A 14,008-nucleotide genomic window follows, 5' to 3' on the forward strand; every position below is an offset into this window, starting at 1 on the left:
GTGAGATGACAGACGGAACTGACGACGTCTTTGTCGTGGCGTCGGTGACCGAACGGCGAACGCTCATCTCCACCCGAGTGAGGGAGTGGTGTGCGGCGGGGACCGTCGAGTCGAACCGGCCGGAGTTGTCCGACGACGTCGCACTGCTGATTGCCGGTGGCTATGCGGACGAGTCGACGCGATCGATCCTGGCGAACCGGCGCAGTGTCGGGCGCTCGTTCCCGGAGATCGGCGGCTTCTCGGAGTTGCGCTACCTCACCGACGAACTGGCCCGCACCAGACGCAGACTGCTCGCGACCCGCATCGGTCCTGTTCAGGTAGTCCTCGAACGGCGGGTGCAGACGCTCGACAAGCGCGTGCAGTCGATGCGTTCGGCGATAGTGCATTCCAATCGCCACTTCGCGAGCAGCGTCCGTGCCATTCGCAAGGACCGCCGCGACGGCCTTCATCTCGACGTCGAGCAACGTGAGGCGCTTTTCGCCGGGCTCACCCGCACCCCGGTTCCAGCCAAGCTGCCGGTGGGGTTGGGGGTCGTGGCAAGTGGTGGAAACGCTGCGCTCGACAAACTTGCCGCCCAGCTGGGGAAGGTCCAGGGAACCGGTGTCATCGCCGACGCGGGTAGGCGGATCGCGGAGGTCCTCGACGGACTGGTCGATTCCGAGCCCGAAGGACGTGCAGGGGAGTACGACGCTCTGCTTTACCTCGCCGGAAATCTGTTCGACCGGATCGAAAGCTCCAGCGCATGGCATTCCGACCACTTTGTCATTCAACGCAATCAACTCGACCTGGCCGACGAGATCACCCAGATCGCGGTCGATACCGTAGCGCTGCGTTCGATTCTCGCGGAGTTGGACGACGCGGCTGCGTTGGCACGCGACGAGGGAACCCGAGCCGGGATCGCTTCGCGCAAGGAAGCGCTCGGCGCGGTCTGGGACCAGTTGGTCGAACGCGTCGCGGCGCTCGCGCGGATCGGTGACCTGGTCGCACGGGCCGAGGATCAGTTGAGTTCGCAGCGCGCGGTTGCGCATGCAGCGAGCCTCGACAGCCGGATCGACGACCTACTTGCGCGCTCCGGTTCACGTGAACTTTCGGCCGCAAACACGCACTACGTCGGGGATCAATTCGACGGTGTGGAAGAGCTGATGTTCGCTCACCGCGCTGCTCTTTACGGGGACATTGCACTGCTGACCTCTGGGAACGAGCGTCGGGCGCCGTAGTCAGGCCGACGTCGGAGCTGTAAGGTCGGAGGTACTGACCGGCCGTACGATCGAAGAACAGGCCGAGAATTCGCTCCTTGCTCGACCCCGTGCCGATCCGGTGATGCGGGCGTATCCGCTTCAAGACAGGTCGATCATGGAAGACACCGCAAGCCGCGGCATCAATGCGTTCATTTCCGAAGCTACGCAGCGTGGGGGCAAAGCCGTCCGGCTCACGCACTCGCGTCGTAATCCCGTCGAGGTGACGGGTGCAGACGGCACCAGTCGTATCGTCCGAGTGCGTTCGAAGCTCGAAGGCGACTGGCAGGCCAGGCGTCAAGACGAGTCGCTCGAGAGTGACGACACGCGCTCCGAGTTCTGGGTGTTCGTGGACCTGGCAGCAGATCCGCACGAGTTCTTCATGCTGCCCTCCAATGAGGTCGCGGACGACATCCGTGCCGAGGTCGACCTGTGGATCATGGACAGCCCCGGACGCAATCGCACCGGTCATCATGCGATCCCGCGCGGACGCGTCGTGCACGGCCATGATCGTTGGGACGCTCTGGGCCTCGCTGCCGTCAAGGATCCGAGCATTCACGTCGAGACACCGGTCGCAGCCAAGCGCAAGGCTTCGCCGGTCGCGGCGAAGAAGCGGCGCGCCAGCGGAGTCGAGGAGATCGAAGTTGTCGACAATCGCCTCGAGATGACGGCTGATTGCCACGGATACCGCTGGGTCGGACGCTTCGACGAAACCACCGAGGTGGTCGAGATCATGCGCGGACCGATGGAAGGCCGCCGATTCCCCGATCCGACCGCGGCCGCCAATGCCGTCACCGGTCACATTTCAGGCGACACCGAGAGCCATGACGGCTGGTCGTTCTGGACGATCAATAACACTGCTCTCGGTGCCCATCTCAAAACTGCCTGATCTAGGCGCCGACTGCCGCCGACACCCGTTCGAGCGTGTCCAGTTCATTCGACGACAGCACGAGGTTCGGGGCGTCCAGTAGCGCGGGGAGCTGCTCCGGCCGGCTGACGCTCGCGATCGGTGCGGTGATGCCCGGTCGAGTCAGCAGCCAGGCCAGGGCGACTGTCGAGATCTCGCTGTCGTGTGCCTGTGCGATTGTCGCCAGTTCTGCGACGACGTCGAGTCCGGCGTCGCTGAAGTATCCAGCGGTCAATCGTTCGCGGGAGCTGCCTTCGATGTCTGCGCGGGTCTTGTACTTTCCGGTCAGGAAGCCGGAGGCGAGAGCGAAGTAGGGGAAGACGCTGATGTTGTTGTCGGTGGCGATCTCGGCGAGTTCAGGTTCGTACGACTTACGGTGCACCAGGTTGTAATGCGGTTGCAGCGCGATCGGCGCGGCGTAACCGTTCTCTTCGGTGATCCGCAACCACTCCCGGATGCGGTCGGGGCTGTAGTTGGAGATTCCGAGGTAGCGAACTTTGCCCGCGACGACCAAGGCATTGAAGGCTTCGAGCGTTTCTTCGAGCGGAGTCTGCGGGTCGTCGAAATGCGCGTAGTACAGATCGATGCAGTCCGTCTGCAGACGGCGCAGCGACGCCTCTGCAGCGGCTGCGATGTTGTCTGCCTTCAGCCCTTTGAAATCGGGATGGCTACCCACCTTGGTGGCGACGACGATGTCGTTCTGCAGTCCCCGATCGGTGATCCATTTCCCGATGATCGTTTCGGATTCCCCACCGGAATTTCCGGGAGCCGACGCCGTGTACGAGTCGGAGGTGTCGATGAAGTTTGCACCGGCTTCGGCGAACGAGTCGAGGATCTCGAAGGACGTCTTCTCGTCTGCGGTCCAACCGAAAGGGTTGCCGCCCAAGCTAAGTCGGAAGATGTCGATGTCCGAATTTCCGATGATCGCCACTGTGTGGAACTCCCGTCGATGAAGGTGGTCGCTGCATCCCGCACCGTACCCTCTCACGGCCCTGACGATGGCGCGCCCTCGCCAGGTTCGCCGAAAAATGTATCGGATCGTGATTGCCGCCGTCGGTGTTGGGTATGGCCTCAAATACTGAATTCTTCGATGGACTGCTGATAGGAGCGTCCGATGATGATTGTGGACGAAGCCACCCGCGTCGTCCGTGGTGTGGCAGACGCAACGACGACGGTGGCTGGAGCCGTTGGTGGTGGTGTGATCGGCGGAGTGGCAGGCGGGATACGCGGAACGGCGGAGGGCGTCCGAGACGGAATTCGTTCGGGTAGTTCCTCGACACCGACCGCGGTTCTGACGATGGCCGCCGTCGGAGCGGCAGGGTTGGTGGAATGGCCGGTGCTGTTGGCAGTCGGCGGCACGGCCCTGGTGCTTCACGAATGGGATCGCAAGAGCGGTCGGTCTCATCGCGAGGTCAAGGCGGTTGGCCCCTCGACAAAAATGGAGGCGGCGAAGAAGGAAGCGGCGAAGAAGGTGTCAGGCGGAAACTCCCACAAGGTGGCCAGTCGGTCGCAGGATCGAACCCACAGTTCTTCGCATACTCGATCCACTTCCTGATGTTCACCGCGATGGCCCGGCGTGTGGTGGCGTTGGCAACTCTGCCACCGCGCCTGGCGTTGTCGGGCCTCGCGTTGGTCGGCGGATCCGCGATTTCGCGAACCTCAGTCAGTGATGTGGTGCTGCGGACCGGCACGCTTGCGTTGGCGGGCGTCGGGATGATTCCTGCAGCAGCGGGTTCGATACTTCGCGCCCCTCGAGTGCCGGGTTCCGCCTATGTCTCGGCGGCGGCGTCGGCGATCAATTATCAACCCCGGGTGCGTCGGCGAATCGAACAGGCAGTTGGCCGTTCGTTGACCGACTTCGCTTTGGAGTCGGCGACGTCGTTCGCGGACGTTCTGACCTATGCGCCTGCGTCGCTGGGCGTGGACTTCGGGCTGAGGACGATGCTGCTGCGCGAAGCGATTGCAGCGCGAAACTCGCGGCGTGTGTGGTCGCTCGACCCTGGTGGGCGCGGTTCTTCCGTGTGGCGTGAACCGAGTGGTCCGGGGGAGCGTTACGCCGACAGGATCGCTGGGGTTCAGTTGGTTGCCGGGGCTGCACTGGCGTCCGTGTTCGCCGGCGGTGACACCGTCGCGACGAGCATCAAGGTTTCGGCACCGCGACCGCTGCGGATGTCGCGCGAATCGTTCGCTGCTGGTTTGTCATACGGTCTGTGGCGGACGCACCGCGTCGCCGTTTCGGACCCGGTGGCTCTACGCATGCTCGATCGGGTCGATACCGTCCTCGTCGATCCCACCGTTCTGTTCGACGATGCGCTCCGGGTTTCCGACCTACGAGGAGTGTCGGAGTCGGACCGCCTCGCGGTGTGGTCACAAGCCAGGAAGGCTCTGTCTGACGGAACTGTCGGAGTGGGAAGGCACCGCATCGGCGGCGCCGAAGTGGTCGTGCGACCCGTGCGAAAAGGGCTGGCGGAAACACTGATAGGTGAAATACGTGCGGCCGGGGTCGCAGCCGTCACGATCGACGACGACGGGCTCGGATCACTGCGAAGTGGATTTGACGAGCTCTATCCGGCGCAGGCGACTCCCGAAGCCGGCCTACGCGAAGCGCTCTCGGCGTTGGCCGCCGATGGTCGGACAGTTGCGATCGTGTCGAGCAGGGCGATATCGGGACAGACAGTTCTACGCATCGGGATTTCACCACCGAGCGGCGAGCACGTGAGTGCAGACATCCACACCGACTTGGCTGGGGCGTGGCGGGTTGTCCATGCGCTCCCGGCTGCCCGAACAGCGACCAGGCGTGGAGTCGAACTCTCTTCTGGCTCTTCGGCATTGGGTGGGTTAGTCATGCTTCCAGGAGTTCGAGGCGTTGGGCCGGGACCGGTCACGGCTGGGTCCGCTGCGGGCCTGTGGACCGGATACACCTTGTCCCGATCGGTGATTCGGACTCCCGTCCCAGTCGGTACGCCCAGCGATACCTGGCATGAGATGGACGGTGATGCTGTACTTGACGAACTGTCCGAATCCGTCCGACATGTACCGCACCGCGCGGAAGCTCGTGTGCGAGCGCCCGCACGGTTCAGGTTGATCCGTGACGGATTGTCGGCGTTGCGAACAGAATTGGCGGACCCACTGACTCCGGTGTTGGCAACCGGCTCGGCTGCCAGTGCAGTCCTCGGTTCACCGGTAGACGCCGTCCTGGTCGGCTCGGTCTTGGTCGGCAATGCCGCGATGTCCGCTGTTCAACGTCTGCATTCGGAACGGGCGGTGCAGCGGCTTTTGCGGACTCAGGAACCGGTCGCTCGGCGAGTGACCAACGCTGGTGAGGTCGAGGTAACGGCAGACGCGCTCGAACTCGGTGACGTCGTGGCGCTCGAGTCCGGAGACATCGTGCCCGCCGATTGTCGCCTGTTGAGCGCCGAATCGTTGGAAGTCGACGAGTCGTCGTTGACGGGGGAGTCCCTGCCCGTCGACAAGCAGACCGACCCGACCCCTGGGATGCCACTGGCCGAGCGAACGTGCATGGCCTACGCGGGGACAACTGTGCTTGCCGGTTCCGGTCGAGGCGTGGTCACAGCCACCGGAGCCCGAACAGTGACCAGGCGCGCCGATGTCGGTGTGTCCCGATCCGGACCTGCGGTGGGCCTGACCAACAGACTGCGCGAACTCACCAGGGCGACCCTGCCGGCCAGTATCGGCGGTGGGGCGATGGTGACAGTCGCGGGTCTGGTTCGTGGTACCGGTCTGCGCCACGCTGTCACCGGTGGTGTGGCAGTGGCGGTTGCCGCCGTCCCGGAGGGGCTGCCGCTGGTCGCGACTCTGGCTCAACAGGCTGCGGCTCGAAGGCTCACTGCAGCAGGCGTTCTGGTTCGTGCTCCCCGTTCGATCGAGGCGCTCGGCCGTGTCGACGTGGTCTGTTTCGACAAGACCGGAACCCTCAGTGAGAACAAGCTACGGGTGGCCACGGTCGAACGCGTCGACGGTTGGAACGAAAGCGAGATTTTGGAAGTTGCGGCGCGCAGTGCCTTGGGAAGTCGCGACGATCGCGTGTTTCATTCGACGGATGCCGCCGTCGTCGATGCAGCCCAGCAAGCACTGGACGAGGCTTCGGTTTTCGGTGATGCCGACGCCCTCAACCTTGTTCCGTTCAGATCTGGGCGGCCGTACTCCGCGGCCTTGCTGGGAAGACGGATTGCGCTCAAGGGTTCACCGGAATTCGTGACGGAAGCAGGGCGAGATCCGAATGCTGTGTCGGCGAGGCATGTTCAAAGCATGGCCGGACGCGGACTACGGGTGGTTGCCGTCGCACAGCGAGAGCTGTCGGAACACGACGCGCGACGTGCTGGGAGGGACTCGGAGTTTCTCGAACGGTGTTGTTCCGAGGGACTCGAGGCGGTCGGCCTTCTCGGGCTCTCGGACACGTTGAGACCCGAAGCCACGCAACTTGTTCGAGCACTTCAAGGCAAGGGGCAGCAAGTGCGCGTGCTGACCGGCGATCATCCGACAACAGCTGCTGCAGTCGCCACCGAACTGGGGATGGATGTCGCACGCGAGGACGTTGTCACAGGTCCCGACTGGGAGAACTTCTCTCGCGCCGAACGACGGGACGCCGTCCGCTGTAGGAGCGTCTTCGCACGTGTGACCCCCGAACAGAAGGTCGAGATCGTGCAAGCGTTGGAGACGGACGGGCGGGTGTGCGCCATGGTCGGTGACGGCGCGAACGACGCCGCGGCGATCCGAGTCTCCAGCGTGGGGATCGGCGTGGCGTCGACCGACAGTGATCCGGCGCGCGGCGCCGCGGACATCGTGCTCCTCGACGGCCGAGTCGGAGGATTGACCGACGCATTGGACGAGGGCAGTCAATTGTGGCGGCGGGTCAGATCAGCGGTGGGGGTGCTACTCGGGGGCAACGCGGGCGAAGTGGCATTCGCGCTGATCGGTTCTGCGTTGTCCGGCGAATCACCGCTCAATGCAAGGCAGTTGCTGCTGGTCAATCTGATGACGGACGCGCTGCCTGCTGCCGCGCTTGCGGTGAGTACCCCGTCGGAGAACGGATCCGAGAAGTCTGGACACATGGACATTCACGCGTTGTGGCAGACGATCGCTGTCCGCGGCGGTGCCACGGCAATCGGCGCGCTGGCAGCGTGGCTGCTGGCCCGGACGAGTGGCAGGCGGCGGCGAGCGTCGACGGTGGCGTTGGTTGCCCTGGTGGGCACCCAACTGGGGCAGACGCTGCTCGAATCGCGCAGTCCGTTGGTGGTCGCAACCGTTGCCGGATCCGCTGCGGCGCTGGTGACGCTCGTCAGTACGCCCGTGGTCAGCCAATTCCTCGGTTGTACGCCGCTCGGCCCTATCGCGTGGGGCCAGGCGGTGGGGTGTGCGTCGGCAGCGACGCTTCTCGCGGCGTTGGCTCCGCGGGTGTTGGAACGGATCGCAGAACCGGAGGAGAACAAGGAAGGTCAGTCGACGATTCGCAAGACCCCGACGCGGACGAGCACCGCGTACACCTCCCGGACCGGTGGAGTCAGCGCTCGCGACAACGTTGAGATCAAAGAAGCGGAAACCAGTGAATCGGACACGCTTGTCAGCGTCGCTGCTGGAAGTGACACGTCGCCGAACTCCCGGGCGACCCGAGATGAATCCTGAGGAATCGTGACATGTCCCAGAACGCCGTCGACCAGCCGAACACCGTGGATCACCGTGCAGTGGTGGAATCCGTCCGTTCGGCTCGAAGCTTCGAATTGGAGTTGCCGATCGTCGGCGCCATTCCGGTGCCGCGCCCTGAACAGATCGCCTACTTTGCGGTGATGGGACTGATGGTGGCCTTCGAAATCATCGAGTGGCCCGTGGCGGTGACCATCGCGGCGGGGCATCTGCTCGCGACAGAGCAGCACAATCACGTCCTCGAAGAGATCGGAGAGGCGCTCGAGGGCGTCTGAAGCCAGCGCTGCCTAAAGACAGATCGAGCGGCCCCGCATTTCGCGGGACCGCTCGACGTGCGGAGAAACCTACTGCGCGAGTGCGCGCTTCATGCCGCGTTCGACTGCTGCGATGATCTGCGGACGCAGTTCTGCGGCAGGGACGATCTCATCCACCGAGCCGACCTCTCGGGCCCGCTGGATGTTGTGGATCGCTTCGAATTCGGATGCCACTTCGCCGAGCTTGTCGGAGCGGACGGCGATGCGCTGAGCGTTCAGTTCGACGCGCAGATGTGCTTTCTCCGTGTCGTCCTTGGCTGCTGCCAAGTCTGCTTCGAGTTGCTGCACCTTCGGATCGTTGTTGGTGCGGGTGTTCACCTCGCGGGTGAACACCACTGCGGCGGCCGGGGCGCCGCCGAGTACCGAGGCGAAGGAACCTTCGACAGCAAGAACTTCCATGTTGTCGTTGAGCGCGCCGGAGAACACGACGAACGCGCCGCCGTGGTAGCGGGAAACGACGCAGAACACGATCGGTCCGTCGAAGTTGACGATGGCGCGGCCGATTTCGGCGCCGTACTCGAGCTGGATGTTGCGCAGCGACTCCGGCGAGCCGTCGAAGCCGGACAGGTTGGCCAGCACCACGATCGGACGGTTGCCGCTCGCAGCGTTGATCGCGCGGGCCGTCTTCTTCGACGAGTTCGGGAACAGCGTTCCCGATGTCCAGGTGTCGGGTCCGTCGGCGGGGAATCGACCCTTACGCGGGATCGCGCGGGACTCGATGCCCACCACCGTGACCGGATGTCCGGCGAGGTGCGCGTCCAGAACGACCGAGGTGTCGGCGCCGGCCATGTCGGCCCAACGCTCGAGTACCGAGTGGTCCTGGTCGACCACCGAACGCATGACGGTGCGAATGTCGAAGGGCTTCTTGCGATCCGGGTTCTTCGCCGAGGAGAAGATGTCGCCGACCGTCTCGAAGTCGCTCGACGGGTGGGTGTGCGGGAAGCTACGCACGTCGCGATCGACGGGGTCCGTGGTCGCCGCGCGCCTCGGGAACCGTTCGCCGGGAGCGAGGTACGAGTGTGCGTAGTGACGGAACAGGATCTCGCACGCCGCGGTGAGGTCGGGGGCCCAGTACTGGGCCTGGCCGTTGGGGCCCATGACGCGGTCGTAACCACCGATACCGAAGTTGTCTTCGGCCGACACACCGCCGGAGTAGTCGAGAGACTGCTTGCCGGTCAGCACCATTGCGCTGTCCGGGGTCATCACCAGAATGCCCTTGGTGTGCATCAACATGGTGGCTTCGGCGTTCCAGTAGGGCTGAGCGCCGACGTTGATTCCCGTGACGACGATGTTGATCTCGCCGCCGTTCTGGGTGAAGGTGATGATCCGGCGCAGACCACGCGAGACCCAGTCCATGTTCTCGGTGCCGCTCTCCATCGAGATGGTGGCACCCGAGGACAGTGCGAACCACTCGACCGGAGCGTTCAACTTCTCGGCCAGGTCGATGGCGGCTACCACGCGTGAGCACTCGGCCTCGGCGACTGTACCGAGCGCCTTGGTCGGATCACCGAAAAGCGCTACGCGGGTCATTCCCTCGGGATAACGCGGCGTCGGAGTGTTCACGAGGCCGACGACGATGCCGGCCTTGTTGAGTCCGTACGGACGCTCGACGGGGGACAGGACGCCCGCTTCGTCGAAGTCGTGCTCGACGAAGGTGCCCTTGGTGCCGGTCAGCAGCGGAATCAGCTCGTACGGGTACACCGTGCCACGTGCCCGCGAACTCTGAACCTTCTGCGCATAGGCGTCGAGGGGGAGCAGAGGTTCGGTGGGGGGAGTGGTCTTGTTGATGACCACACCGGCACCCGCGCGGTAGGAGAAGCGCAGCGCAACTTCCTTGGGTGCGCCACCCTTCCGGTCCTTCAAGCGGGTGATGAGCGTGATCTCTTCGATCCCGGCACCGACGGTCAGTCGGGCTGCGTTCTGAGCGATCACCGAGAAGCGTTCGCTGGGAACGTCGGCGACCGGCCACACGTAGAGCACGACGCGGTTGGCCGCGAGTCGACGCTTGTCCCCGCGCTGGGACTGCGCACGGCGGATGCCGTCGAGGCAGGCCGCAAGAGTGCGCTCGATGGCCGGAAGCGCAACCATCTGGCCTTCGTCGTCGAGTTGCGGTGTCACGTCGCGGATTTCGGCCAGAGCGATCAGACGCTCGTCCTTCGGGTTCTCCTTGGCGGAGAGGTGGAACAGGTAGGTGTTCTCCGGAGCCGGTAGGCGCTTTCCGTTGAAGTTCTTCAGGCGCCACATGTCCAGACGCTGACCCGTGAGCGGGTGCATGTCGCGAATGATGTGGTCCTCGACCAGTTCACCGTCGACCGGCCGGAAGGTGACCCATCGGACCGGATCCCCGTTGGGGTTGCAGATGATCACCGTGGCGCGCCGTGAACGGGTGATCGTCTCGTTGCGCGAGAGTTCGGTACGCAGCGTCTCGACGAGCGCGTCGCCGTCAGCGGGCTGATTCGGCCAGTCGAGGTAGATGTCGACCACCAGGCCGCGACCCGACGGAGCATCCTGCGCGATCGTGGCGACATCGTCGAGAGCGGTTCCGAGAGCATCGAATTCGGCCACCGTCGAGACCAGGTGCAGACCGTCGCCCTTCAGATCGAAGTTGCCGGTTACGAAACGGCGGTCGACGTGCTCGAAAACGCGGACGTCCTCGAAGGAGTGAATCTTGTAGTAGCGACGTGTGATGACCTCGAGCAGCGGTCCGCCGTCGCGGTTGCCGAGGCCGATCTTTCGACCCAGCAGGTCCAGGAGCGGTTCGGGGGTGGCGACGAGGTTGGCGATCCGCTCGTTGAAATCAGCAGCGTCCGGCTGCTCTTCGAGGTAGGCGAGGTTGCCGCGTACTCCGTCGTAGACGTCTTCGCGGACCTTACGGATTCGCGGCTCGTCGAAGAACCGGAAGCGAAGGTTGCGGGCGACGTCGCCGATGACGGGGTAGCGGACCTGCGTCGCGACGATGAGTCGATCGAGAACCTCGTTCAGCTCCTGAGCCGAGCAACCGGGAGCCTTGTCACCGACCAGCCAGCCTTCGAGAAGTGCTGCAATGACCGGGATCTGGGCTTCCATGCGCTGCAGAGCCAGGAAGAGTCGGTAGACCGCTTCCTCGACTGCCTGGCGATCTTCCAGATCGGTGACGTCGTAGTGGCGAAGTGCGCGTTCGAGTCTCGTGCGGAACGACGCGGGCAAACCTTCACGCTCGGCGTCGAGCGAGTGCAGAAAGGTGTGGAAGTGCTCGCGGGGGCTGTGGACGGATTCGTCCTTCGCCGACTCACCCGAGGTGGGCTTGTTGCGCGAGAGCTCACAGATGTCGGCGAACGTGGTCAGCACGGCGAGTTCGGCCTGTACCAGTTCGCGGTCCTCGGATTCGAGTGCGCTGCGAAGTGCGTCGTACTCGGCCAGAACAGCGTTGGCGTGCTTGCCGCTGACGTCGTAGCCACTGAGCATTGCGGTCAGCGCTTCGAGCTGTGCCAGTGCGTCGTCGCGGGCGTCGGTACCGGAAGTCGCAGCAGGAAGGTCGAATTCGACGCGCGGAGCCTTTTCCGTGACAGCTTCCTCACTGACCTGGTCGACGCGCAGGAGCGGCGCGCCGGCATCGACCTGCGAGTTGACGGTAGCGAGAACTTCTCGCACCTTGCCCGCGTAGGGAGCGCGAACTGCGGTCTCCATCTTCATGGATTCGAGCACGACCAGAGTGGAGCCGGCTTCGACGTCGTCGCCGACCGCGACCGGTACGGCCACCACGACGGCAGGAGCCGGCGCGCGGACCACTCCGGCGTCGTCCTGGCTGATCTGGTGGCTGATGCCGTCGACCTCGACGAGATAACGAGCCGGGCTCACAACGGAAACGACGTGGAAGCGGCGATCACCGATCACCAGACGTGACTCGAAGTCACCGAGACGATCGACGTCGACCTCGATGTCGCCTGCGTCTCCGTCGACGCGGTAGCGGTGCGGGCCGATGCGCCCGACGGTCAGTTTGTATGCCTGACCTTGGTAGTTGAGCTCGACACTACGTCCGATCGCGTGATTGGCGCGGGGGCGACCGCCTCGTGCCGAGGCGAGGAAGGCCGCACGCTCGAGGGACTCTTCGGCGTCGTAGGCGTCGATGGCGGTGGCGATCAGTGCGACGTCGGCGCGGCGTGTGGCGCCGGTGAGGGCGCCAGTGCGGTCGAGCCAGCCGGTATCTGCGGATGCCGAGATGACCTCGTCGCGATCCAGGAGATCGAGGAGGAACGACTTGGTGGTGGTGCCGCCGTCGAGTACGACGGTGGTTTCACGGAGGGCGGTGCGTAGACGCGCGAGTGCCTCCGAGCGGTTGCGGCCCCACGCGATGACCTTCGCGACCATCGAGTCGTAGTCAGGCGGAATGACGTCGCCGGCCGCGATACCAGTGTCGACGCGGATGCCCGAGCCGAGCGGGAACTTCAGCAGCTGAACGGTGCCGGGCGCGGGAGCGAAATCGTTGTCGGCGTCTTCGGCGTTGAGGCGAGCCTCGACGGCATGACCGAACGCGGGTGGGCAGTCGCCGACCAACTCTTCACCGCTGGCCACGAGAATCTGCAGTTTGACGAGGTCGATGCCTGTCGTGACCTCGGTGATCGGATGCTCGACCTGAAGGCGCGTGTTGACCTCGAGGAAGGTGAAGAGCTTGTTCTCGGGCTGGTAGAGGTATTCGACCGTGCCGGCGCCGTGGTACCCGGCTGCCTTGACGAGTTCGGCCGAGACCTCCTTCAGGTGGTCCGACTGTTCTTCGGTGAGGACGGGGGAAGCGGATTCTTCGATGACCTTCTGGTTGCGACGCTGAATCGAGCAGTCACGAACGCCCGGAGCCCAGACGTTGCCGTGGTTGTCGGCGATGATCTGTACCTCGACGTGGCGCGCATCGGTGACAAGGCGTTCGAGGAAGACTACGGGGTCGCCGAACGAGCGCTCGGCCTCACCCTGAGTGCGCTCGAGCGCAACTTCGAGCTCGTCCTCGGCCCACACCTTGCGGATGCCGCGTCCGCCGCCGCCGCTGCGAGCCTTGATGATCAGCGGGTAGCCGATCGCCTGCGCGTGACGGCGTGCGTCGGCGCGAGTCTCGACCGGCCCGCCGCTCCACGGGGCGACCGGTACGCCGACCTTCTCGGCGAGGATCTTGGCGGCAACCTTGTCGCCGAGCAGGCGCATCGCGTCGGCGCTCGGACCGATGAACGTGATGCCCAGCTTCGCGACGATCTCGGCGAACGTGGGGTCCTCGGCCACGAAGCCCCAGCCGACCCAGACGGCGTCGGCCTTGGCTGCGAGAAGTGCTCGCTCGAGTTCGGCGTAGTCGAGGTACGGGCTGCCCGTGCCGGTGCTGCGGAGAGTGACACCTTCGTCGGCCTGGCGAACGAACATGGCCCGACGCTCGGCCTCTGTGTGCAGTGCAATGACGCGAATGCCGTGGTCGTGTTCGGCGTTCAGTTCGCGTACAGCCCTGATCAGGCGGACCGCGGCCTCACCTCGATTGACCACTGCGATTCGTTTGAACATTGTCACTGCCACCGTCCCTTGATGAGATTCTTCGTCACGTACGTTGCGATATGAGCCGACCGTGTCCCACATACCCGGATTGTCCGGTTCGTGAACTAAGCCGCGATGCGCTGTGTTTCCCCCGGTTGCGCGTTGGCAAGTGATTGCCCTTCCGGTTCGTCGAGTCCCTTGCGCCGAAGCACCGTGTGCGCTGATGCACCACGTGTGCCTTGTGCGCCACCCTGCAGGCGTGGACTCAGAACCGCTCCAATCACGAATCAGCAACATATTGTGTCTGCTTCCAGGGAATCCCTGGTTTATCTAAGGATGCAGTATGTCGACGCTCATGTCACCTGGGCGAATTGAAGAATATTAGTCAACGTGAACCACGGTTACAT

General features: G+C 64.3%; 7 protein-coding genes. 5 read left to right on the forward strand and 2 right to left on the reverse strand.

What is annotated here, in order from left to right; genetic code table 11:
• Nucleotides 1-5: 5 nt before the first annotated feature.
• Entirely contained in the window at nucleotides 6-1,217 is a 1,212-nt protein-coding gene (locus tag ACFQ6H_RS12055) for a hypothetical protein (protein ID WP_378539156.1), read from the forward strand.
• 136 nt (nucleotides 1,218-1,353) lie between these two features.
• A complete protein-coding gene (locus ACFQ6H_RS12060; protein ID WP_283302988.1) occupies nucleotides 1,354-2,124 on the forward strand; it encodes a hypothetical protein in 771 nt (256 codons plus the stop codon).
• A 1-nt stretch (nucleotide 2,125) separates the two neighbouring features.
• Here ACFQ6H_RS12060 and ACFQ6H_RS12065 read toward each other — a convergent pair whose 3' ends face one another.
• Complete coding sequence (locus tag ACFQ6H_RS12065) at nucleotides 2,126-3,073, reverse strand: aldo/keto reductase (RefSeq protein WP_378646261.1); 948 nt, start codon at nucleotides 3,071-3,073, stop codon at nucleotides 2,126-2,128.
• A gap of 183 nt (nucleotides 3,074-3,256) precedes the next feature.
• Between ACFQ6H_RS12065 and ACFQ6H_RS12070 the strand changes: the two genes are divergently transcribed.
• From ACFQ6H_RS12070 to ACFQ6H_RS12080, 3 genes are read left to right on the forward strand one after another with little or no spacing between them, the layout of a single operon-like run.
• On the forward strand, nucleotides 3,257-3,697 hold the full coding sequence (locus tag ACFQ6H_RS12070) for a hypothetical protein (RefSeq protein WP_378646263.1): 441 nt from the start codon (nucleotides 3,257-3,259) through the stop codon (nucleotides 3,695-3,697).
• Nucleotides 3,697-7,785 carry an HAD-IC family P-type ATPase gene (locus ACFQ6H_RS12075; RefSeq protein WP_378646265.1) on the forward strand — a complete coding sequence of 1,363 codons (4,089 nt, stop codon included), beginning with the start codon at nucleotides 3,697-3,699 and terminating at the stop codon, nucleotides 7,783-7,785. Before ACFQ6H_RS12070 ends, ACFQ6H_RS12075 begins: the two co-directional genes overlap by 1 nt.
• 11 nt (nucleotides 7,786-7,796) lie before the next feature.
• The gene (locus ACFQ6H_RS12080) at nucleotides 7,797-8,078 is read left to right on the forward strand and encodes a hypothetical protein (protein WP_378549501.1); all 282 of its coding nucleotides are present in this window, start codon (nucleotides 7,797-7,799) and stop codon (nucleotides 8,076-8,078) included.
• A gap of 69 nt (nucleotides 8,079-8,147) precedes the next feature.
• On the opposite strand, the gene ACFQ6H_RS12085 is transcribed toward ACFQ6H_RS12080, so the two are convergent.
• A complete protein-coding gene (locus ACFQ6H_RS12085) occupies nucleotides 8,148-13,631 on the reverse strand; it encodes a carboxyl transferase domain-containing protein (protein ID WP_378646272.1) in 5,484 nt (1,827 codons plus the stop codon).
• Between the last annotated feature and the right edge of the window lie 377 nt (nucleotides 13,632-14,008).

The sequence above is a fragment of the Rhodococcus sp. NPDC056506 genome (assembly GCF_042794945.1).
GTDB lineage: Bacteria > Actinomycetota > Actinomycetes > Mycobacteriales > Mycobacteriaceae > Rhodococcus_F.

Coding starts and splice junctions, on each gene's coding strand:
- ACFQ6H_RS12085 (WP_378646272.1), bottom strand. CDS start 13,631: ATGTTCAAACGAATCGCAGTGGTCAATCGAGGTGAGGCCGCGGTCCGC.
- ACFQ6H_RS12080 (WP_378549501.1), top strand. CDS start 7,797: ATGTCCCAGAACGCCGTCGACCAGCCGAACACCGTGGATCACCGTGCA.
- ACFQ6H_RS12055 (WP_378539156.1), top strand. CDS start 6: ATGACAGACGGAACTGACGACGTCTTTGTCGTGGCGTCGGTGACCGAA.
- ACFQ6H_RS12060 (WP_283302988.1), top strand. CDS start 1,354: ATGGAAGACACCGCAAGCCGCGGCATCAATGCGTTCATTTCCGAAGCT.
- ACFQ6H_RS12070 (WP_378646263.1), top strand. CDS start 3,257: ATGATGATTGTGGACGAAGCCACCCGCGTCGTCCGTGGTGTGGCAGAC.
- ACFQ6H_RS12075 (WP_378646265.1), top strand. CDS start 3,697: ATGTTCACCGCGATGGCCCGGCGTGTGGTGGCGTTGGCAACTCTGCCA.